The sequence below is a fragment of the Terasakiispira papahanaumokuakeensis genome, assembly GCF_001709345.1.
GTDB classification, from domain to species: Bacteria; Pseudomonadota; Gammaproteobacteria; order Pseudomonadales; family Halomonadaceae; genus Terasakiispira; species Terasakiispira papahanaumokuakeensis.
In genome coordinates, this window is record NZ_MDTQ01000001.1 from 1,590,730 (window position 1) to 1,611,152 (window position 20,423).

Here is a 20,423-nt window from a genome sequence, read left to right on the forward strand (position 1 = left end):
GGGTGTGATTTGACATGAGTCGACAATTCCTTTGTCTCGCTATCATATAATGCTGGCTTCTCGTTCCTTGAAGCATCATCTAACACGATATTGACAACTTTATGAAAGCGTTTGAGGTTACCGTATGAGTCAGTCTTTGTCAGTAGATCGAGTGATTTCGACTGCCCCTGCTGACTACACTGTTTTAATCGATGTATTTGGCGCCCTGTTTGCCAAGACAGAAAATACATTATTGGTGGCAGGTAGTGATGAGCCGTTTTATCAGGCCGCTCGCTCATCTGATGATTGTCATCAGGTCATTTTTGCCCATGGCTTCTTCAATAGCGCTTTGCATGAAGTTGCTCATTGGTGCATTGCAGGGCTAAAACGGCGTCAAAAGGATGATTACGGCTACTGGTATGCCCCCGATGGTCGAAACACTGAACAGCAGCGTCAGTTCGAACGGGTAGAAATACGGCCGCAAGCACTAGAGCAGTGTTTTACTTGGGCTTGTGGTCGGTCTTTTATGGTCAGCGCTGATAACTTAAGTGGTGAACCAGGGAGTACGGCGAGCTTCGAGCGGGCAGTGCATGAACTGACATTGCGGATGCTGGATGATGTCACTTTGATGCCTCCAAGGGGGCGCCAATTCTTTGATGCCTTATGTGAGCAATATCACCGGCCTTTGGCCGCTTGGCATGATCAAATTAAGCAAACGATTCGAACCCGGCTTCAGTTCTTGCAACAGGCTTTTCCTGATTATTCAGTTTCAGAAGAAATCGAAGAGCTTTGAGACGTCAGGCGTGGAGCACTCGGGCGTGTCCATATAAACGTCAGTACACAGCACATTGTGATCACAATCATACCTCGCAGCCACCAAGGCATGGGACGAAAAAACAGCGGATAACTCATCATAATCACGATCATCGCTGTTGCCAGCCGTTTGGCTCTTGGGCGAATCACTCCATGATCTTCCCAGGAGGTGAGATGAGGCCCCAAGTATTTTTGCTCTCGAAGCCAATGATGTAAGCGAGGTGAGCTCTTTGAAAAGCAAAAAGCGGCTAAAATCAAAAAAGGCGTAGTGGGCAAAAGGGGTAACACCACGCCCAATATGCCTAATCCCACACAGCCCCATCCGGTAATCAATAGTAACCAACGTAACATATTTACTCCCATGATCAGCCGGACAGCAGTGCTGCCAAAAAGACCTCAAAAATGACTGTCTAAATAGCCCTTATTGGGATTATTCAGGAGCAGCAAAAGCGCGATCTGACTATCTTAGCGGGTGATACGTCAGAGTCTAGTGTGATTGTGGGTCTAATCTGTTGAGTGGTGGGCGTTACCTTTCTGATGAGATCGTCTTATGAGTAATGCAATTGTGCTGATCAGTAGACCAACGCAAATCAATAGCCCGATGATGGCATTGGATGTCATCGCAAAACCTACATAGCCTAATGCAGCCGTCGAGGCCCCAATGAGTGCATAAGGTAATTGGGTATTGACATGATCAATATGGTGGCAACCTGCCCCTGTTGAAGACAAGATAGTCGTATCCGAGATCGGCGAACAATGATCACCAAAAACAGCCCCCGCAAGAACTGCACCGAACATTGGTAATAGCATTGAAGGATCACTCGCTAATGCCATATCTCCTGCAATGGGTAGCATGATACCAAAGGTCCCCCAGCTGGTGCCTGTGGCAAAAGCCATGGCGCCGGCTAAAACAAAAAGTATTAAAGGGAGCCAGTTGAATGCCTCGTTTTGACTGACCCAATCAGCTAGGTAGAGCCCAGTCTGAAGATCTTCAATAAGTGCTGTCAGCATCCAGGCCAATACTAAAATACGGACTGCAGGCATCATGCTCAGCATGCCTTGATACATTGCAAGCACAACGGCTTTATAGCCTCCGTCAAAAGCGGGCTGAGTTGTGCGGTGATGTAAGTTTTTAATGATAATCCATAAAGCAGCCAGTACCCCCGCAATACCGCCGAACATCAGTGAGCGCCCAGGATCAGTGTTCTCCATTGCACCCATGATGCTGAAAGGAGTGTCTCCCAGAGCTTGAGCACCTGTCCAGATAAGAAAGATAACGGTGGCCGCGACCATCGAAAGAATAGGGATCAATAAATCGCGGGCATGACCGCTACTTCTTTGTATATCACCTTCGGGTCTGGGGTTTGATGGTGAGGCTTTCTGTATCTCGTCTTGATAGCGGTTCATTGCCCCTAGATTGATATCCCACGCGGCTGCGGCGATCACCAAAATTAAAGCAGAGATAGCATAATAGTTGAGCGGAATGAGCCATAGAAATGCTTCCATCGGGCCCATCTGTAAGGCTGGGGTCGAGGCAATAATTCCGGCCAATAAACTGATAATATAAGCGCCCCAGCTTGAAATCGGTGTTAATACACACACCGGTGCTGCGGTTGAATCGATGAGGTAAGCCAGCTTGGGACGACTGACCCCGGTTCGGTCTGCGATAGGTCGTGAAATACTGCCAACGGCCAGACTATTGAAGTAATCATCGATAAACACAGCTAAACCCAGCATGACGGTGAGTAGCTGTGATTGTCGACGATTTCGTATTCGTTTTTCCGCCCAATATCCAAAAGCAGCAACGCCACCTGATAGGGTTGCTAAAGAGACCACCATGCCCAGAAGCAGCAAAAAGATTAAAATATTCAGCTTGCCCCAGTTGAAATGCCAATGCTCTGGAGTGGTCTCCAAAAAGACATCCAAAAAGCGATCCAGCAAGTAAGATAAGGCCGAAAGCGGGGCAAAGTCTGTGAGTTGTAATGCTCCGACAAGTAGACCGATGCCAAGAGAGAGCAAAACTTGGCGGGTCACAATGGCTAAGCCAATGGCTAGAATCGGCACTAATAGTGCCTGAGTTGCAGTCATCGTGTCTTGGAGTGGCATGAGAACTTTGGCAAACCTGTAAATTAAGTTTACTGCTCAAGGCCAATAGGCTAACTATTCTAGGTTAGCTGGAGGCACTAAGAGTCGTTATTAGGGGCTGACATGACAATAAAACGGCATGGGCTGAATGTCTCACCGCGATAATATAACGTCAGATAGACCTCATATGGGTCCTTGCGCCCAACGGGCGAGATGGGCCTTAATCAGTGACGCCACCCTATCGAGTGACACGACTAAGACCTCAATTTGGCGTGGATTTTTTCAGAAAGTCGATGTTTTGGAAAGTCTTTTCTAGCCTGGCCGGATTTAGCTTAAGTCAACGGCCACATACAAACCTGATTACGACCACTGTGCTTAGCCTGATAGAGAGCCTCGTCGGCCCTTTTAAAGGTTACTTCCAGTGGCTCATTGGCCTGATAGCTTGTTAAGCCGGCGGAGAACGTCATGCGAAGATCTTGATCGAGCGCTGGACAAGGATGAGCTTCGAAAGCGATACGCAACCGTTCCAGCTTTTCATATGCGTGAGTCAGCGCTTCTTGTTCTAAGGTTTTTTGTTCTAAAAACTTGTAGGGGAATAAGATGACAAATTCTTTAGCACCGTAACGCTCGATCATATCGTCTGATGCCCAACAAGCTCTTTTTGCGCCATTTTTATCGATTTTGACACTTTATCCAAAACCTATAGAGCCATTTAGGCCATTTGGACGAATTTTAGCATTGTTGTATTTATGAACGCCTCTTTTGGAACGTCTGCTCAGAGAAAGCCAAGTCCATAGGTTATCCCCGCACTCAATCTCTCCATGATGGTATACTAGAACCACCTGACAGCTCATAACCATTGACCCACTGGATGACACTCTTGTGAGCCAGTGGTTTTGAACAATTAAAATGACTTGATGAAAGAGGAGTCGCCAGATGACGGTGATTCGACAAGAAGACCTGATCCAAAGTGTTGCTGATGCGCTTCAATTCATTTCTTATTATCACCCTAAAGACTTCATCAGTGCTTTAAATGAGGCCTACGAGAAAGAAGCTTCTCCTGCGGCTAAAGATGCCATGGCACAGATACTGATTAACTCTCGTATGTGCGCGCAGGGACATCGTCCGATTTGTCAGGATACTGGCATTGTGACCGTTTTTGTCGAAGTGGGTATGAACGTCCGTTGGGATGATGCGACCATGGGCGTTGAAGACATGGTGAATGAAGGGGTGCGCCGAGCTTACACTCATCCCGATAACGTGTTACGTGCTTCTGTTCTTACTGATCCTGATGGTAAGCGTCAAAATACGAAAGACAATACGCCTGCGGTTATCCACTTTAAGTTGGTACCAGGCGACAAAGTCGATGTTCACGTTGCAGCGAAAGGCGGGGGATCTGAAGCAAAATCTAAATTTGCGATGTTGAACCCTTCTGATGATGTGGTGACTTGGGTGCTTGAGCAAATCCCCAAAATGGGGGCTGGATGGTGTCCCCCCGGGATGCTAGGTATTGGGATTGGAGGAACAGCAGAGAAAGCCATGCAGCTGGCAAAAGAATCTCTCCTTGATCCTATTGATATCCACGATCTGCAGCAACGTGGTGCTGAAAGTCGGGCTGAAGAACTTCGCCTTGAGTTATTTGACAAAGTCAATCAACTCGGTGTTGGAGCCCAGGGGCTGGGTGGTTTAACAACGGTGCTGGATGTCAAAGTGAAGGATTATCCGACGCACGCGGCTAATAAACCGATCGCCATTATTCCAAATTGTGCGGCAACGCGTCACACACACTTTGTCCTTGATGGAACAGGTCCTGCTCAGTTAGAAGCCCCAAAACTTGAAGACTGGCCAGAGATCACTCAAGAAGTGGGGGATAGCGTTAAACGGGTGAACCTGAATAACGTTACCGAAGAAGAAACGCATAGTTGGCAACCCGGTGACGTATTACTGTTATCTGGCAAAATGCTTACTGGGCGTGATGCCGCTCATAAACGCATTGTCGATATGCTGAATAAAGGCGAAGAGCTGCCGGTAGATCTTAAAGGGCGTTTTATTTATTACGTTGGCCCAGTGGATCCTGTTCGCGATGAAGTTGTTGGACCTGCGGGCCCGACCACGTCAACACGTATGGATAAATTTACTCGGCAGGTACTTGAGCAGACAGGCCTGAGGGGCATGATCGGTAAAGCTGAGCGAGGTCCAGTAGCGATTGAAGCGATCCGTGATAATGGAGCTGTTTATTTAATGGCCGTTGGCGGTGCAGCTTATCTCGTTTCTCAAGCTATTCGTGACGCTAAAGTTGTTGCGTTTGATGACTTAGGTATGGAAGCCATCTACGAGTTTGACGTTGAAGATATGCCAGTCACTGTCGCAGTTGATAGTAAGGGCGAGTCTGTTCACCAGACAGGTCCAGCTAAGTGGAAAGAGATTATTGCCAAGGATTACACGCCGGCCTAGAACGGTAGAAGATAAGCAACATCAGTTAAAAGCCACGCTAATGCGTGGCTTTTTCATATCGCACATTAGCCATTTACGGCGGTTGATGGCTAACATAAGTTTATACCGTTATCTTTTTAAGTGTCACGCAATGAAATGAAGAAGCACCTACTAAACATTATGTAGGCCAGGATTGTCGTTATGCATGCAATTAAAGCCATTGCGATTAACTGCGGCATAATGGTATCGATACCTGCACCCTTTAAATAGATGATTTTAGTGATTTCAGTAAAGTGTCGAACAGGGTTAATCCAGGTGAGGGTTTGCAGCCAGTTCGGCATATTGTCAATTGGTGCTACATAGCCTGATAGCAGTATCGCAGGCATCATAAAAACAAAAACACCAATAAATGCTTGCTGTTGAGTATTACACAACGCTGAAATTAGCAAACCAAAGCCAATTAATGAGATGCCATAAAGTGTCATGCTCCCATAAAAGAGGAGCAAGGAGCCTGCAAAAGGAATTTGATAGCCCCAAAGTGCTGCGAGCAATACAATCGTCGCTTGCCCTGTTGCAATAATAATGGCGGGGACGGCTTTGCCTAGAAAAATCTCAAAAGTGGATAGAGGGGAGACCAGCAGTTGCTCTAAAGTCCCTTGCTCTCTTTCTCTCGCAACTGATAACGCAGTCACAATAAGGACGCCAATCGTCGTGATTAATGCAATCAATGATGGCACCACAAACCATTGATAGTTTAGGTTAGGGTTATACCAGTGTCGCGTAATGAGCTGACTTTTGGGTGGGTGCTTTTGCTCTGATAGCGCAAATTTTTGTATCAACTTCTCGATGTTTTGTGCTGCAATCTGTGCACTGTTAGAGTTTCTCCCATCTAATAAAAGCTGAACATGTGCGGTATCACCCTTAGCTAAATGTCGAGAAAATGATGGCTCAAAGCGAACAATAACCAGAGCAGACTGGCGGTCAAGCGCTTCTATCATTGAGGGCTCATCATGTAATAATATTACTTTGTTGAAAGTGCTTGCTTGAGCAATACGCTGTGTCAACTCAATACTGGCATGGCCATTATCTTGATTCAAGATCGCAACCGTTGCCCTTGTCACATCCAGTGTTGCAGCAAAAGGGAAAACCAACACTTGAATGATGACCGGAACAATTAAAATAATCCGAGTCTGACGCTCGCGAAGCAAGGATTGGAGCTCTTTGATGATTAGAGTCAAAAGACGATGAATCATAATGAAAAGCTCCCAGCTTATGCTAATTGACGCGATGTTTTAAAAGCGGTTAAGCCAATAAAAATAAAAGCCGTAATTAACAAATAAAGGCTATTGATCAAAATGATAGGGGTAAGATTTCCAGCTAAAAAAAGCGTTTTCAAAATACTGACAAAATAACGTGCAGGTACCAATTGGCTGACCCATTGCACCAGGTGAGGCATACTACCAATCTCGAATACGAAGCCCGATAACATGACCGCAGGTAAGAAAGCCGCATTGAGTGCCATCATAGCCGCATTAAATTGATTACGGGTGATCGTTGAAATTAATAGCCCCATCCCCATAGAGCTGGTTAAAAATAGCAGGCTTACGACGATCAGAAGCAGAAAGCTTCCTCTTAGTGGTACGCCCATAATGCCAGTACTCAATGCGACGCATAGCAGCATGGCAAACATACCCAGAACATAGTACGGCAACAGCTTGGACAGTAATAACTCCGTTCGAGTCACACGTGTGGCCAAAATGGCTTCCATCGTGCCTCTTTCCCATTCTCGAGCGATGACAAGTGAGGTTAAAATCGCACCAATCACAGTCATAATGATGCTGATCGCTCCTGGGATAATAAAGTACTGGCTGATCGCAGCAGGGTTATACCAAACTCGCATTTCTACTTCGATAGGGCGAGCCTCTTTGACTCCCAAACGATATTGTTTTTGAGTGAGCCAAACTTCCCATGCGCCTTGCACATATTGCTGTAAGAATTGAGCAGTATTCGGTTCACTACCATCAGTGATCACCTGTAATGGGGCGATTTCGTCTCGATTTAATCGATCCGAAAAATCAGTTGGAATAATCACTAATCCTCGAATCTGGTTCGCTTCTAGCTGCTGAACTAAAGGGGCTCGGTGGTCAGCAACAATAGGCTCAATATAAGGAGAGTCATCAAAAGCCTGGATCAACGCATGTGTATCAGCATTGTGTGATTCAGCCACAATGCCAAGACGAATCACCCCTGAATCGAGGTTGATGCCATAACCAAAAATAAAAAGTAATAATAATGGAATCACAACCGCAATCATGGCGCTGCTGGGGTCACGCAGAATCTGATAAGACTCTTTTCGACACATGGCAATAAGGCGTCGCCAAGCAATAGGGGATTGCATTATGAATGCACCTCATCATATTTCGCGATGAGGCGGATAAAAGCTTCTTCCATGGTTAAATTTGATTCAGATGCTTTGGTGACTTGCTGTTTCAATTGATCCGGTGTATCTAAAGCAATTAATTTGCCGTGATAAACTAAGCCTATCCGATCACAAAACTCTGCTTCATCCATGAAGTGCGTAGTCACCATCACCGTGACCCCTTTTTCAACCATACCATTAATGTGGACCCAAAACTCACGCCGGGTCAGAGGGTCAACACCTGACGTCGGCTCATCCAAGAATAAAATCTCAGGCTGATGCATGAGCGCACATGCCAATGCAAGGCGTTGTTTAAAGCCAAGAGGTAGCGATTCAGGCGTTTGGGCAAGAAGAGGTTCGAGTTGAAAGGCATGGATCATTTCTTCAATTCGCTGCCGTCGCTCTTTTCCTTTCAGACCATATGTGCCAGAAAAAAAGCGTAAGTTCTGAAGAACGCTCAAATGGCCATAAAGGGAGAATTTTTGCGCCATGTAACCTAATCGACGACGCACTTTACCTGAACGAGCTTTCAGGTTGATGCCCAACACATTGGCTTGACCTGACGAGACGGGGAGAAGGCCACACATCATCCTAAATGTCGTCGATTTCCCCGCACCATTAGGGCCAAGAAGCCCAAAAATTTCACCACGTTTTACTTTAAAATTGACGTGATCCGTTGCGGTAAAATCACCAAAAGTGCGCGTAAGTTCGATGGCTTCAATCGCTGGGGTTGACTCATGATTTGAACGTTGCGGTAAAATTTCCGCCAACGCCGAATGACGAACACTCGCACCACCTAAGCGATCAATAAAAGCATCCTCAAAACGAGGCTCGACTGATTTTTCATTGCCATTTAGAGATAGTGCTTTGCTTAAATTTTCAATATCACTTGCATCATGCAAAATCGCTCGAACTTGACGTCCTTGTAGAACAGCATCCGATACGCTTGGGTGCTGTAATATTTGTGTTAAGTAATGGCGCGGGTGGGCCCCTCCAGGCAGTAGCCAGCAGCGCCCTTCCATGTGAGCAGTCATCATGTCTGGCACGCCTTGATAAAGCACTTCACCCTCATTCATCAGAACCAGTTGATCACATTGCTCAGCTTCATCAAGGTAAGACGTACTCCACAAGATCAGCATACCGTCATTGGCCAATTCATGGACCATACGCCATAGCTCTCGGCGTGAGATAGGATCAACACCAACGCCAGGCTCATCCAACAAAAGAACTTTAGGGCTTCCTACCAATGTGCAGGCTAATCCCAACTTTTGCTTCATTCCACCCGATAGCTTTCCTGCGGGACGGTGTGTGAAGGCATGCAAATCAGTAAAGGTCAATAATTGGTGGTAGGTCTCTGGCCATAGAGAGGGCTCAACACCTCTCAAATCGGCGTAGAGATTGAGGTTTTCTCGAACAGTAAGGTCTTCATATAGGCCAAACTTTTGTGGCATATAGCCTAATTGAGCATGCAGTTGATCTAGTGATTGATCGGGGACCAACCCCGCAACTTCTAACGTACCTGACGTGGGGGAAAGTAGGCCGGCCATCATCCGTAGCAAAGTGGTTTTGCCAGCACCATCTGGCCCGACCAGCCCGGTTACTTTTCCAGCCTCTATGGTCAGTGACATTGGAGCCACAGCGGGCTTATCCTGCCCCTCAAAGGACTTGGATACGGCTGTCAGCTCAATTCGATTCATGATGGTCTTTAAAACGAAGCGTGACCGGCATACCCTGTCTAAGCAATGTGGCTTCTTCGTCTAAGATGATGCGTAATCGATAAACTAAGCTGGTTCGAAGTTCCTCTGTTTGCACAGTTTTCGGGGTGAATTCAGCCGTAGGTGATACAAAGCCGATGTGACCTTGGTAAGTCTTATTCGGTGCACTATCACTCGAAATCAACATACGACGCCCTGGACGTGCTTCGCCTAATTGAGGCTCATCAATATAAGCCTTGATCCACATGGGTTTGGCAAGTGCAAGTGTTAGGACTGTGGCGCCTTGGTTCAACATCGCCCCTGGCTCTCTTGCACGGACTAAAATAGTGCCATCTGTAGGTGCGAACAAATGCGTATCTTCAGCATCCAATTGGGCCGCAGCCAGTGCCGATTGGGCTTGGCTTACCTGTGCCCGCCCTTGAGCAATTTGCTCTGGTCGATTGCCTTTTAAATATTGATCAAGCTGCTGTTGGGCTGAGGCTAGATCTGCTCTCGCTTGATCTCTCCGATCTTGTGCCGCATCGACCGCATCTTGAGCAATCGCATTCTGTTGGCGTAAACGGATTAAGCGGTCATAGTTGCGTTTAGCGTATAGGAAAGCCGATTCAGCCTGAGACATGCGCTCCCGAGCCTGAGCAATCACCTGTTCTCGATAACCCGCTTCTAAAAGGTCTAAGCTGGCTTGGGCGGCTTGGAGATTAGCTTGCGCTTGTTGAATACGCACTTGGTAAGGCGCATCGTCTAATTCACCTAATTGCATTCCTTTGGCCACTTGATCGCCTTCATCGACATTGAGTTTGGCTAGCCTACCACCAACTCGAAAGGCTAAATCGACTGTGCGAATGTCCACATTGCCATAAAGGGTTAGAGGCTTAGTTTCCTCAGTGTTGAGCTGTAAGTAGCCATAAAAAGCAGTAGCAATGATAATCATCAATACCAGTACACTGATGGTCCGTCTCATGGTTATCCCTGGCCTTATCTCAGACAGCTACTGTTTTAGATAATACTGATATTGCACTATAACGAATTTAAGTTTGAATTTGAATTTAAGGGTGTTAAAAGTCATCGAACATCGCTTGAATCGTGCAGCAGTAAACGATTTTTTGTGGATTTTTGTGTGAGTGGCTTGGGGGGCAATATCTGAAATGGGTCGCTTGAAAAAAGTATCATCGCGGTAATGTTAAGTGAAAAGAAGCACGCCACGTCTAAGCTTTCAATTAAAACGGAGACCCCAATGACATCTGTCAAAATTCGCTATTGTCCAAAATGCAGGTGGTTGTTACGTGCAGGTTGGACTGCCCAAGAGCTGCTAACCACTTTTGAGGATGAATTGACTGAGGTTTCAATCGGTCCAGGGGAGGGGGGACAGTTTGATATTTGGCTGGATGAAGAGTTAATTTGGTGTCGTCGAGACGAAGGCGGATTTCCAGAACTCAAAATACTCAAGCAGCGCTTGAGAGACAAGCTCGACCCAGAGCGAGATTTAGGTCATAGCGATCGAAAATAATATAACTTTTTATTCTACCGAATGGGGTTGAGGTTAGGAGCAAGCTCAGGCTTACTGACTAAGCAGCCAAATCAACATATTGATATACCTGCATTAAAACTTCCAATGCTTACGAACAAAGCGCCAAAGGCGAACTTGAGGTTGATTGATGGTTGAGCGCTATGGGGAGTAAGCAAGGAAGTCGTTATGATTTCAATCTAACCTTAAGTGACGCTCCCATGACACTGCAGACAGTCTGGACAAACATTCATCTTGAGAACCTTAACCGAGGTTCTCGAGTGATTGTTTGTCCGCGTGTATGGGATTGAAACTTCCCTGGCCGCGGATCTTGCCGCGGCCTTGCTCCTGAATTGACTTCACTGCCCGACAAGATCCCGGTCTCTTTTGGAGACTCGATCATGTCAATTTTAAACATATCAATTTTAAAGTGGATCAAAGTTTTTTGTCGAGCAGGCGATAACACCACAACACATCATTTCGACTATCAGACACTGGCTCATTTAGATAACCATTTGCTACGCGATATTGGGCTTTATATCGAGCATGGTGAAGTTCGTCCTCTAACCGGGCAGCCTAGCCATGGCATTGAGCGAGTTGCACATGAGTACTGTTGTTATTGTGGGAGACCCATGACATAGGCTATCCCGGCCACGATCTTGCGATGGTGGCCGGGATACGTATGAGTAACATCATGGGATTAAAGTGTTTGAGATGACAAAGTCAATGCCCACTTAAAACCGATAAAACAAATGAAGCCTAGTGTCGTCGTTAAAAGGATGCGTTTTGTCAGCATAATTAAGATCACGGTGCAAAGACCTGCCCATAAGTAAGGGTTTTGTACACTGAGGTTCACTCCATGAGTGTGTACAAAAATAATCGGGCCAATGACAGCCGCTAATAAGGCTGGAGCCGCGTAACTTAATAGACGCTGCATATAAGGGCTTAAGTTGACGGGCAATTTAGGTTCTAAAAAAAGATAGCGACTTAAAAAAACCAAAACTGCCATCAGAATGATGGTAAGTACATTCATTGATTAGACTCCCGCCAGCGATCAAGGGCATAACCTAGCACCATGCCTGATATGGTCGCGATCATAAGCCCCAATTTCATTTCATTGGCCGCACAATAGACGGCAATGATCATAGAAAGTAAAACACAAAACCCAGTTCCCCAGGTTTGAATATTGGGAAATAAAATCGCAATAAAGATCGCGGCAACGGTGAAGTCTAGCCCCCAATGAGCCAGGTCGGGTAGCCAGTGACCAGCCACAATCCCGATGGCTGTTGATATATTCCACACCAAATAGAAGCTTAATCCGGCCCCTAACATATACCAACGGTCAGCCTGTGTTCCTGCGCGGCTGTCTTGAGCCTTGGTGCAATGAACAAAAAACTCATCTGTCAGTAAAAAGCCCAACCCATATCGCCACGGCCAAGGGAGTGGAGCAATTCGTTCACGCAATGCCATGCTATAAAGTAAGTGACGCGAGGTAATCAGTGCCGTTGTCATGAGTATACTGATAAGACCTAAACCGCTGGCCATCATGCCAATCACGACGAGCTGGGCCGTGCCAGCAAAGACAATCAATGACAGCAACTGTGTATTAAAAGCCCCGAGTCCAGAAGCCACGCCATAAGCACCGACCATAACGCCCCAAGGAACGACAGCAACCGATAATGGCATCATGTCGATCGCCGCGCGTCTCACTGTATCCTTATAATTTTCTTCGTCTTTGATTTCTTGTCCCTCGATCAAAGGGGCTTTACTCACCGATGAATTTTGATTCATAGCAGTACCCAATGCATCTTAATAATGAGCTGGAGCGGTGCACTATACGTTATCGCTTCACACGGATCTTGTATGGTTTTGCTTTAATGCAGAGCGGTGTGGGGCTTATAGGGTTAGATATGAGGAAAGCCTCTACATTAAGAGGCTTTTATTCGCATGATACTTTATTGGTTATAGAGCCCTATTGGTTATAGAGCCCTTTTCTGAATTGCCCAGGGGTTACACCGAACACGCGTTTAAAGTAGCGGTGCATATGACTTTGGTCGTGGAAACCTGCCGCAAGTGCTGCATCCAAGAGTGGAACGCCTTGACGGAGGTACTGTTTAGCCAAGCGTAGTCGTTGTTGAATCTGATAGGCGTGGGGCGGGAGCCCAACATAGTGGCTAAATTGTTTGACTAAGTGCCATGCACTCATTTCTGCCATTTCAGAGAGCGCTTCCAGTGAAATACTTTGTTGAGAGTAATCGGTGAGAAATGCGCGGATACGTTCAACCTTTTGCTTAGCTTCTGGGGCCTCTTTAGGCGATGGAAGGGGTTGTGCGTGACGCTGAATGAGTAAGAGCAGGGCATTATATAATAGCGTCTCTTTCAACAAGCGATTATCGCTACGATACAACTGTATAAAAGTATGGCGTAAAACGCCGGCTAATTCGGGGTCATACACAACAGGATCGGGAAAATAGATTGATCCATGCCAAGCATATCCGGCTTGGCCTAAGACCTGTTGGAGCTGTTCAAGCGTGGGATAACACGCATCATAAGACCAATGACTGGCGGTTGCGGAATGGCCATCATGGACTTGGTCATGATTAACAAGAATGATGCTGTCGCTTGGTGCGATATACTTATCGTGGCCTCGTAGAAAGCGTTGAGCCCCTTCATGAATAACGCCAATCGTGTAGCCTTCATGTGTGTGTCGAGAGAAATGTTGGCGGAAATAAGTGGCTTTAAGGCACTCAAGCCCACCCAGTTCATGAAGGGTACGGTATTCTGCTTTGTCGGTTGGCGTTTTCATATGGCGAGTATAAAACAAAGGCCACCAGTTTGTTTTGTACAAAATTGTGCAGATCGTTGCTCGATAGCGGGTAGGGTACGGCATCCCCTGTCAGCAATTTTGCTATCCATACCAAAAAGAGCGATGGGTGAATTTGCCCCACTAATGAAGACCCCCCTTTGAGCATTATTCTGGGTCAGCATGATGCCACCCGTATCGATACCTCAAGATGATTCTAAAATCACTCTGTAAAATACAAAGACCGTAGCAAACTCAGCTAAAACAGGGGGTTGCTACGGTCATATGTTCGCTCAATATGAAGCGGAATTAGCTCAGAGGAAATACTAGGGCGCCCATCAAACAGGGAAGAGAGCCGAGAGCTTCGTTGCCAACATCATATCGCCTTCAGCACGCAGCTTACCGGCCATAAAAGCTTGCATGCCATCTGTTTCACCTGACATCACATCTTTCAGCGTTTGTGAAGACATGATCAAAGTGACAGAAGGGTCATCATGTTCGCCTTGTTCGATAGTACAGGTTCCATCTGATACCTGAATGTAGTAATGATCTCCATCTTCGATATCAAACTGAAAGACTTCATTCATACCAGCCGCAGCATCGGAGTTGAATTTATTTTTCATCTGCTCAATGACTGCATTCACATCTGCCATGGTTAGACCCTCTATAAAAATGCTGTTCGGATATTCTCTGAATGGTGGTCCGAGTGGAGTCACGTTAATTCAAACAATCGTTTTAATCAAGTGATCATTTAGGCGTGTCAGTGTTGATATAAGAGGTTGGTAGATGTGCCTAAGTCTAAGGACTGGCATAATGTTTCAAAGCGTTGATGAGTCAATCGCGTATATCACCAATGAAAGGGAGGCCCATGTGGAGCACTTTTTGACCGAGTATCTAAGCTTCGTGCTTAAAACAGTCACAATATTAGCGGCATTGATTGTTATGCTGGCAGTTTTAGCTAGTCTGAAGCGTCAGCAGAAGCCGCACGATGAGCATTTATCCATTGAACACCTTAATGGACAACTTGATGAGCATAAAGAACAGCTCACAGAGCAGTGGCTTGAGGGAGCGGAGCTCAAGCAATGGCGCAAGCAACGTAAGCAAGACAAAAAAGCACAGCAGAAAGAAAGAAGTGAGCGCCCCCGAATATTTGTCTTGGATTTTGACGGTGATTTAGCTGCTTCAGACGCTGACCGTTTTGGTCGAGAAATCAACGTATTACAAACAGTGTTAAGAAGTAATGACGAAGTTGTGGTGAGGCTCGAAAGCGCAGGGGGGTACGTTCACGCATACGGCTATGCTGCAGCACAGATGTTACGTTTAAGGGAGTCTATTGCCGCGCTGACCGTTTGTGTCGATAAAGTAGCGGCCTCTGGTGGCTATATGATGGCTTGCACAGGACACCGTATTCTTGCTGCGCCTTTTGCCGTCATCGGCTCTATTGGGGTGGTGGCTGAACTGCCAAACTTCAATAAATTACTTAAGAAGCATGATATTGATTATGAAGTCCTCACTGCGGGTGAATATAAAAGGACATTGACACTTTTTGGTGAGAATACAGACCAAGGCCGACAAAAATTTCTTTCTGAACTCGAACAGACTCATGGGCTATTTAAGCAATTTGTAATAGAAAATCGACCCGCAGTCGATATCGAGCAAGTAGCCAAAGGGGAAGTCTGGTATGGTCGAAAAGCAGTTGAACAACAATTGGTTGATGAACTCTCAACCAGTGATGCTTACCTATTAAAGCGGTCTTCAGAGGCCGAAATATATGAGGTCAGTTTAGAGCAGCGTCAGTCCTTGGTCGATCGTGTCTCTCAGCGCGTTACAACACAACTTGAACGTCGCGTACTTCATTGGCTACCGCGCTTGCGGCGCCCTATGAGTTAACCTTATAAAGCTCTATGGCGGCTGAACTTGGCCGCCACATGGCACCAATAGATGACTCAAGATTAGGAATAGAGACGATGCAAAGTCGAAATCAAGTGCATCGCCTTTTCACCATGCAAGGAATAGTAGATTGTTTGGGACTCTCGTCGCGTTTGAACAAGACGGTCTCGGCGCAACACAGCAAGATGTTGAGAAAGCGCCGACTGGCTTAAATCAAGCCGCTCGTTCAATTCTGACACGGACATTTCTTGCCCGATGAGATGACAAAGAATCATCAACCTATTTTCATTGGCAATAGCCTTAAGCAATGAAGTCACCGCCTTTGACTTTTCCCGCAGCTGGGCCACATTAATAGAAGGAATACGATGTTGGCTATCTTTAGACATAGGGCGCTAATCTGAAAATGGATGAAAACGAGCTGGGTTGAATATTTCAGGTGAAACGAAACGAGAAAGATTATACGAGGTTAAAGTGAATTAAAAAACTACTCCGCTATATAAATTTCACCCTTACATTTTAGTAAGTATTTAAATTAAGGCGAGAGTTACTTTATCTTCATTTTATCTAATTTAGTACGAATTGATAATAAGGCAAGATTTAACAAGGAAGCACATTGATTGTCTAATCTCTCGAAATCGCTTAGCTCTTGATATTGTTGACAATCGAGACTTGAAGTTTTCATCTCCAGGGCTGAAAATATACGACTTTCAGGGTTCCCTCACCCCTGCCACTAAAAAGGTGCATACCCATGAGTGTCGAGCTTTATCGCCAGCATCGCATAGCGCTATTAGCCCTTTCCCTGTTGCACGTTGTCATCATTGCGGCCAGTAATTATCTAGTACAGTTTCCCTTCACGTTACTTGGAATACATACGACTTGGGGCGCATTCAGCTTCCCCTTCATTTTTCTTGCGACCGACTTGACGGTACGTGTCTTTGGTAAGCAATTGGCTAGACAGATTATTCTGCGCGTTATGCTGCCCGCATTATTAATTTCTTATGTCATATCCGTTATATTCGCGGAGGGCCGGTACATAGGGGCTGAAGGCATGGTGACCTTTAATCTTGCGGTCGCTCGCATTGCTCTAGCCAGCTTTATTGCTTATTTGATTGGTCAATTACTCGATATTCAAGTATTTGATCGCTTACGACAGTATGCGGCGTGGTGGATTGCTCCTGTGATATCCACAATCCTAGGCAATTTAGCGGACACCCTGGCTTTTTTTAGTGTCGCGTTCTACCAAGGGCCCAATGAATTTATGGCTCAACATTGGTTTGAAATAGCGCTTGTTGACTATGGTTTCAAACTTTTTATTAGTCTGGCTTTTTTTATTCCAGCTTATGGTGCCTTGCTTTCGCTGTTACAAGAACGGTTAATCGCCCAAAAGCAGACGTCTCTCCTCGGGAACGAGCAGCAGCCATCAATTCAGCATGACGCTTAAGATTCCACTGATGATCAGCTCTGGTACCCTAACCTTATGTGAGCTGAGATGCAGGCCAATGTAACTGCGCATGATTCATCGCTTATGATGAGCATCATTTCTGATGAGATAGAGGTGCCTGAGTTCACAACCCTGAGTTCACAACCCTGAGTTCACAACCCTGAGTTTAAAACCCTGACTTTAAAACCAAAGGAGGCTAGCGTGTCTGTACTGCACCATCAGTGTATTGGCGAAGGCGAGGACTTAGTGGTCGTTCACGGCCTCTTTGGCAGTGGTGACAATTGGCGAGGGCTTGCAAAGCGTTGGTCTCAACATTATCGGGTATGGAGTCTTGACTTAAGAAACCATGGACGCAGTTTTCATGCACCGGGAATGAGTTATATCGAACTTGCTGATGACCTCCACCAGTGGATGATTAATCTCGGTCTGCAGAAGGCTCATTGGCTCGGTCACTCAATGGGGGGGAAAGCTGTCATGGAACTGGCCTTGAGTCATCCTCAATGTGTCGATCACTTATTCATCGCCGATATCGCACCGACAGCCTATGCACACGAACATGATGCGATTATTGCAGGTTTACAGCTACTGGAAAGGCAAGGCCCTTGGTCTTCACGCCAAGAAGCTGACCAAGTCTTATCTGCTAAGGTTAATAATGTATCAATACGCCAGTTTTTATTAACCAACCTCACTCGGTCAAGTGAAGGGTTAGTGCTGAGATTAGGCCTTCAGTACATTATTGACGGTTACGACGATATTGTCGCAGCGCCACCTGCCCTCAGCCGTCAACCCGCATTTGAAGGGCCTACCTTAGTCCTCAGAGGGGAAAATTCCGACTATATCCAGCCTCAGCACTATACGCTGTTTGAGACCCACTTCCCGCAATGTCAATGGGTCACACTAAAAGCAGGCCATTGGCTTCATGCCGAACAGCCGGATGCGTTTGCTCAAGCCGTAGAACATGCTTTATCGGAAAATGCTGCGTGAACCATCATTGGTGGAAAGTAGGACGTAAACCCTATGTCGTCAACAAAGCACGTTCACTCTTTAAATAAAATATGGTCACAGTTTGCAACAAGTGTGGCCGCTTTTAACGACAGATGACAGGTATAATGATGCCTATTAAGTTCGCCGCATATCCCGATAGGAGAGTTGCATGAGCGATTCTGTCGCTGAACGAAGTAATGAAGCGTTCAAAGAACGTCGTATCAGAGCCGTAAAGAATGACCTTGATAGTGGCGCTAGCCTATTAGCCCGTAAGGCGCTTGCTGACTTAATTGACTATGCGGAAGAATGCCAAACTGACACAGCGCAGGGGCTTTATCATGAGCTCATGAATCTCAGTGAGTCCCTACGCTTGGCACGTCCGAGTATGGCTGCTTTAGAGAGCGCGATGCTCAGATGGCAGGAGAAGATGCCTGAAGATGTATCTCATTGGTCGCTCGGTGCTACTCGTGAGACTGCAGTGGAAGTGTCTGAACAGCTTGAAAGGGCCATGGAAGATGCACAACGCAATGCCGTACAAGCATTGGTTGATGTACTCAAGCCAGGCGTGACGCTGATGACCCACAGCTGTAGCTCTTCGGTTATGGCGTTATTTAAGCGTTTACACGATGAAGGAAAGGCATTCCGCGCGATTATCACAGAGTCACAACCGGGAATGGAGGGCCGAAAACTTGCTCGACATCTGGACAAACTAGGCGTTGAAACCCTCTATATCACTGATGCTCAAATGGGTAACTTTGTGATGCAGGCAGATCGCGTTATTGTCGGTGCAGACTCCTTGCTGCGCGATGGGACCCTCGTGAACAAAGCGGGCACAAAGTTACTGGCATTAACTGCTCAAGATGCAGGGGTGCCTTTCGTTGTATTGGCTGATAGCTTCAAGCATTCAGCCTCCTTACCGGAAGATGTCATTTTAGAAGCAATGCCGGAAGATGAGCTCGACTTGCCGGGCTTGCATCATGTCGAAGCCCATAATATCTACTTTGATTTAACCCCTGGTCGGCTAATTGATGTCTGGGTGGACGAATACGGCCCATCAACTCAGTTCAAGTCACGCCGTTAAATCGATCATTCGATGTGTTGCTCTCTACAATACGACGGAAAGTGAGATTTATCCGGGGGAGGGCAACACGTCGACGCTGGGGAAGAGAATGCTCCCAATGATGCTGAAGATCGCCTGCCATTAATAGCAAACTCCCTGCCGGCAAGGCCATGGTGATAGGCGCTCCATGGGCTGAGTTTTTAGGCCGAAATCGAAAGTCTCGTTGAGCTCCCAAGCTAATTGAAGCGATAACAGGGTTTCGTCCTAGTTCAGGTTCATTATCGCTGTGCCATCCCATCTGCTCGTGGCCATGGGCATAGTGGTTCAAGAGTACGGCATTAAACGGGGTGCCGAACATATAAAACAGATGAGTGCTCAACTGTCTCAACTCTGTCGTCCAGGGTTGAGCCTTTAGTCTCTGGCCTGAGTATTGATATTGAATATTGGGATCAGCAATCCAAGCTTCGCGCCGAGAAGGAGAGACCTTGCGCCCGAACACATGCAAGAGAGGTTGATGCCAATCAATGTGTGTTCCCGTTAAGTGACGCCATAAGTCGTGCTGTTCGGTAGGGGATAGCCATTGATCGTAACGTCGAATCTCACCTGACGGCGGAAGTCGCCATATTTCAGTCGGTTCTATCAATGGTGCCATTTCCATAGCAGACCTTATAAACACAGCGTCATGAGAAGGGCAATGTAACACCTGTTACCGTGTTATAGTCCGATAACTTTTACCCCATCAGCCTTCTATCAATAACCATCCCTCTTCCGCCTATAAGATAGAGACTATTTAAAGACGGGCAACGCTATAAATAACCATAAACTGGCAGAGCCGAGCCCAACACCAATAGCTGCCCCAGCAATTACATCTGAAGGGTAATGCAACCCTAAAATCATTCTAGATAAAGCAACTAGCACGGTGAAAGGCAAAATAGCCCAACCCCATAGAGGGGCCCATTCGAACAAAAGAACCGTAAAAGCACAAGCATGCAGTGTATGCCCCGAGGGAAAGCTAAAATAATCCAAAGGCGGCATGCGGCATTGAATATCTGAATGGCGAGTAAAAGGTCGCCCTCTGAGGGTCCGGTGTTTCAATGATTTATAAATCAAAGTGCATATGGCGCCAGTCAACACCATATGTAGTCCCGCCACAAAACCTTTCTGGCCGTACGCCAAAGGCAAAGCAATCATCACCAAATACCACAGTAGACCATCACCAAGACGACTGATCAGTCGAAAACTCCAGATCCCTAAAGGCCGATATCCACAACGGTAAATAATACGACAAAGTGCTAGA

21 protein-coding genes and 1 pseudogene are annotated in these 20,423 nt (G+C 46.4%); 7 read left to right on the forward strand and 15 right to left on the reverse strand.

Going from position 1 to position 20,423, the window contains the following annotated elements; genetic code table 11:
- Positions 1-124 precede the first annotated feature (124 nt).
- Positions 125-772, forward strand: coding sequence for an elongation factor P hydroxylase (locus tag BFW38_RS06940; protein WP_068997740.1), 648 nt, complete (start codon positions 125-127; stop codon positions 770-772).
- On the opposite strand, the gene BFW38_RS06945 is transcribed toward BFW38_RS06940, so the two are convergent.
- The 3 genes from BFW38_RS06945 to BFW38_RS06955 all read right to left on the reverse strand — a co-directional run bounded on the left by BFW38_RS06945 (position 739) and on the right by BFW38_RS06955 (position 3,557).
- The gene (locus BFW38_RS06945; protein WP_245686094.1) at positions 739-1,143 is read right to left on the reverse strand and encodes a YbaN family protein; all 405 of its coding nucleotides are present in this window, start codon (positions 1,141-1,143) and stop codon (positions 739-741) included. The genes BFW38_RS06940 and BFW38_RS06945 overlap by 34 nt on opposite strands.
- A gap of 153 nt (positions 1,144-1,296) precedes the next feature.
- Positions 1,297-2,880 carry a Na+/H+ antiporter NhaC family protein gene (locus BFW38_RS06950; RefSeq protein ID WP_069000279.1) on the reverse strand — a complete coding sequence of 528 codons (1,584 nt, stop codon included), beginning with the start codon at positions 2,878-2,880 and terminating at the stop codon, positions 1,297-1,299.
- A gap of 329 nt (positions 2,881-3,209) precedes the next feature.
- Complete coding sequence (locus tag BFW38_RS06955) at positions 3,210-3,557, reverse strand: GGDEF domain-containing protein (RefSeq protein WP_281180448.1); 348 nt, start codon at positions 3,555-3,557, stop codon at positions 3,210-3,212.
- A 256-nt stretch (positions 3,558-3,813) separates the two neighbouring features.
- Here BFW38_RS06955 and BFW38_RS06960 point away from each other — a divergent pair, with 256 nt between their 5' ends.
- The gene (locus tag BFW38_RS06960; protein WP_068997743.1) at positions 3,814-5,331 is read left to right on the forward strand and encodes a fumarate hydratase; all 1,518 of its coding nucleotides are present in this window, start codon (positions 3,814-3,816) and stop codon (positions 5,329-5,331) included.
- Positions 5,332-5,447: 116 nt separating this feature from the next.
- Here BFW38_RS06960 and BFW38_RS06965 read toward each other — a convergent pair whose 3' ends face one another.
- From BFW38_RS06965 to hlyD, 5 genes and pseudogenes are all read right to left on the reverse strand, one after another.
- Positions 5,448-6,563: an ABC transporter permease gene (locus tag BFW38_RS06965; RefSeq protein ID WP_068997744.1), complete on the reverse strand. Its 1,116-nt coding sequence runs from the start codon at positions 6,561-6,563 to the stop codon at positions 5,448-5,450.
- A gap of 17 nt (positions 6,564-6,580) precedes the next feature.
- The gene (locus BFW38_RS06970; RefSeq protein WP_068997745.1) at positions 6,581-7,708 is read right to left on the reverse strand and encodes an ABC transporter permease; all 1,128 of its coding nucleotides are present in this window, start codon (positions 7,706-7,708) and stop codon (positions 6,581-6,583) included.
- Positions 7,708-8,883 (reverse strand): ABC transporter ATP-binding protein, encoded by a 1,176-nt coding sequence (locus tag BFW38_RS06975; RefSeq protein WP_245686095.1) that lies wholly within the window; start codon positions 8,881-8,883, stop codon positions 7,708-7,710. Before BFW38_RS06975 ends, BFW38_RS06970 begins: the two co-directional genes overlap by 1 nt.
- Before the next feature lie 66 nt (positions 8,884-8,949).
- Positions 8,950-9,426, reverse strand: a pseudogene (locus tag BFW38_RS18440) (ABC transporter ATP-binding protein); the annotation flags it as partial.
- A complete protein-coding gene (gene hlyD, locus BFW38_RS06980; protein WP_068997747.1) occupies positions 9,413-10,405 on the reverse strand; it encodes a secretion protein HlyD in 993 nt (330 codons plus the stop codon). The gene hlyD and the pseudogene BFW38_RS18440, both read right to left, overlap by 14 nt.
- A 273-nt stretch (positions 10,406-10,678) precedes the next feature.
- Here hlyD and BFW38_RS06985 point away from each other — a divergent pair, with 273 nt between their 5' ends.
- A complete protein-coding gene (locus tag BFW38_RS06985) occupies positions 10,679-10,951 on the forward strand; it encodes an Rdx family protein (protein WP_068997748.1) in 273 nt (90 codons plus the stop codon).
- Positions 10,952-11,648: 697 nt separating this feature from the next.
- Here the strand turns inward: BFW38_RS06985 and BFW38_RS06995 are convergent.
- From BFW38_RS06995 to BFW38_RS07010, 4 genes are all read right to left on the reverse strand, one after another.
- Positions 11,649-11,981, reverse strand: a complete 333-nt coding sequence (locus BFW38_RS06995) for an AzlD domain-containing protein (protein ID WP_068997750.1) — start codon at positions 11,979-11,981, stop codon at positions 11,649-11,651.
- Positions 11,978-12,739, reverse strand: coding sequence for an AzlC family ABC transporter permease (locus tag BFW38_RS07000; RefSeq protein WP_218186377.1), 762 nt, complete (start codon positions 12,737-12,739; stop codon positions 11,978-11,980). Before BFW38_RS07000 ends, BFW38_RS06995 begins: the two co-directional genes overlap by 4 nt.
- 181 nt (positions 12,740-12,920) lie before the next feature.
- Positions 12,921-13,838, reverse strand: coding sequence for a helix-turn-helix transcriptional regulator (locus tag BFW38_RS07005; RefSeq protein WP_245686096.1), 918 nt, complete (start codon positions 13,836-13,838; stop codon positions 12,921-12,923).
- 251 nt (positions 13,839-14,089) lie between these two features.
- Complete coding sequence (locus tag BFW38_RS07010) at positions 14,090-14,404, reverse strand: SCP2 sterol-binding domain-containing protein (RefSeq protein ID WP_068997751.1); 315 nt, start codon at positions 14,402-14,404, stop codon at positions 14,090-14,092.
- A gap of 160 nt (positions 14,405-14,564) precedes the next feature.
- On the opposite strand from BFW38_RS07010, the gene sohB reads away from it, so the two are divergent.
- Positions 14,565-15,641, forward strand: coding sequence for a protease SohB (sohB, locus tag BFW38_RS07015; protein WP_084004506.1), 1,077 nt, complete (start codon positions 14,565-14,567; stop codon positions 15,639-15,641).
- A 62-nt stretch (positions 15,642-15,703) separates the two neighbouring features.
- On the opposite strand, the gene BFW38_RS07020 is transcribed toward sohB, so the two are convergent.
- Entirely contained in the window at positions 15,704-16,027 is a 324-nt protein-coding gene (locus tag BFW38_RS07020; RefSeq protein ID WP_084004507.1) for an ArsR/SmtB family transcription factor, read from the reverse strand.
- Positions 16,028-16,389: 362 nt separating this feature from the next.
- On the opposite strand from BFW38_RS07020, the gene BFW38_RS07025 reads away from it, so the two are divergent.
- The 3 genes from BFW38_RS07025 (at position 16,390) to BFW38_RS07035 (ending at position 19,147) form a co-directional block, all read left to right on the forward strand.
- Entirely contained in the window at positions 16,390-17,082 is a 693-nt protein-coding gene (locus BFW38_RS07025; protein ID WP_068997752.1) for a 7-cyano-7-deazaguanine/7-aminomethyl-7-deazaguanine transporter, read from the forward strand.
- 201 nt (positions 17,083-17,283) lie between these two features.
- Entirely contained in the window at positions 17,284-18,066 is a 783-nt protein-coding gene (locus BFW38_RS07030) for an alpha/beta fold hydrolase (protein WP_084004508.1), read from the forward strand.
- Between the two features lie 169 nt (positions 18,067-18,235).
- Positions 18,236-19,147: an eIF2B alpha/beta/delta subunit family protein gene (locus BFW38_RS07035; RefSeq protein WP_068997753.1), complete on the forward strand. Its 912-nt coding sequence runs from the start codon at positions 18,236-18,238 to the stop codon at positions 19,145-19,147.
- On the opposite strand, the gene BFW38_RS07040 is transcribed toward BFW38_RS07035, so the two are convergent.
- Positions 19,131-19,778, reverse strand: coding sequence for an alpha-ketoglutarate-dependent dioxygenase AlkB family protein (locus BFW38_RS07040; RefSeq protein ID WP_069000285.1), 648 nt, complete (start codon positions 19,776-19,778; stop codon positions 19,131-19,133). The two genes, BFW38_RS07035 and BFW38_RS07040, sit on opposite strands and share 17 nt — an antisense overlap.
- Positions 19,779-19,912: 134 nt before the next feature.
- Entirely contained in the window at positions 19,913-20,317 is a 405-nt protein-coding gene (locus BFW38_RS07045) for a phosphatase PAP2 family protein (protein ID WP_218186378.1), read from the reverse strand.
- Positions 20,318-20,423: the final 106 nt, after the last annotated feature.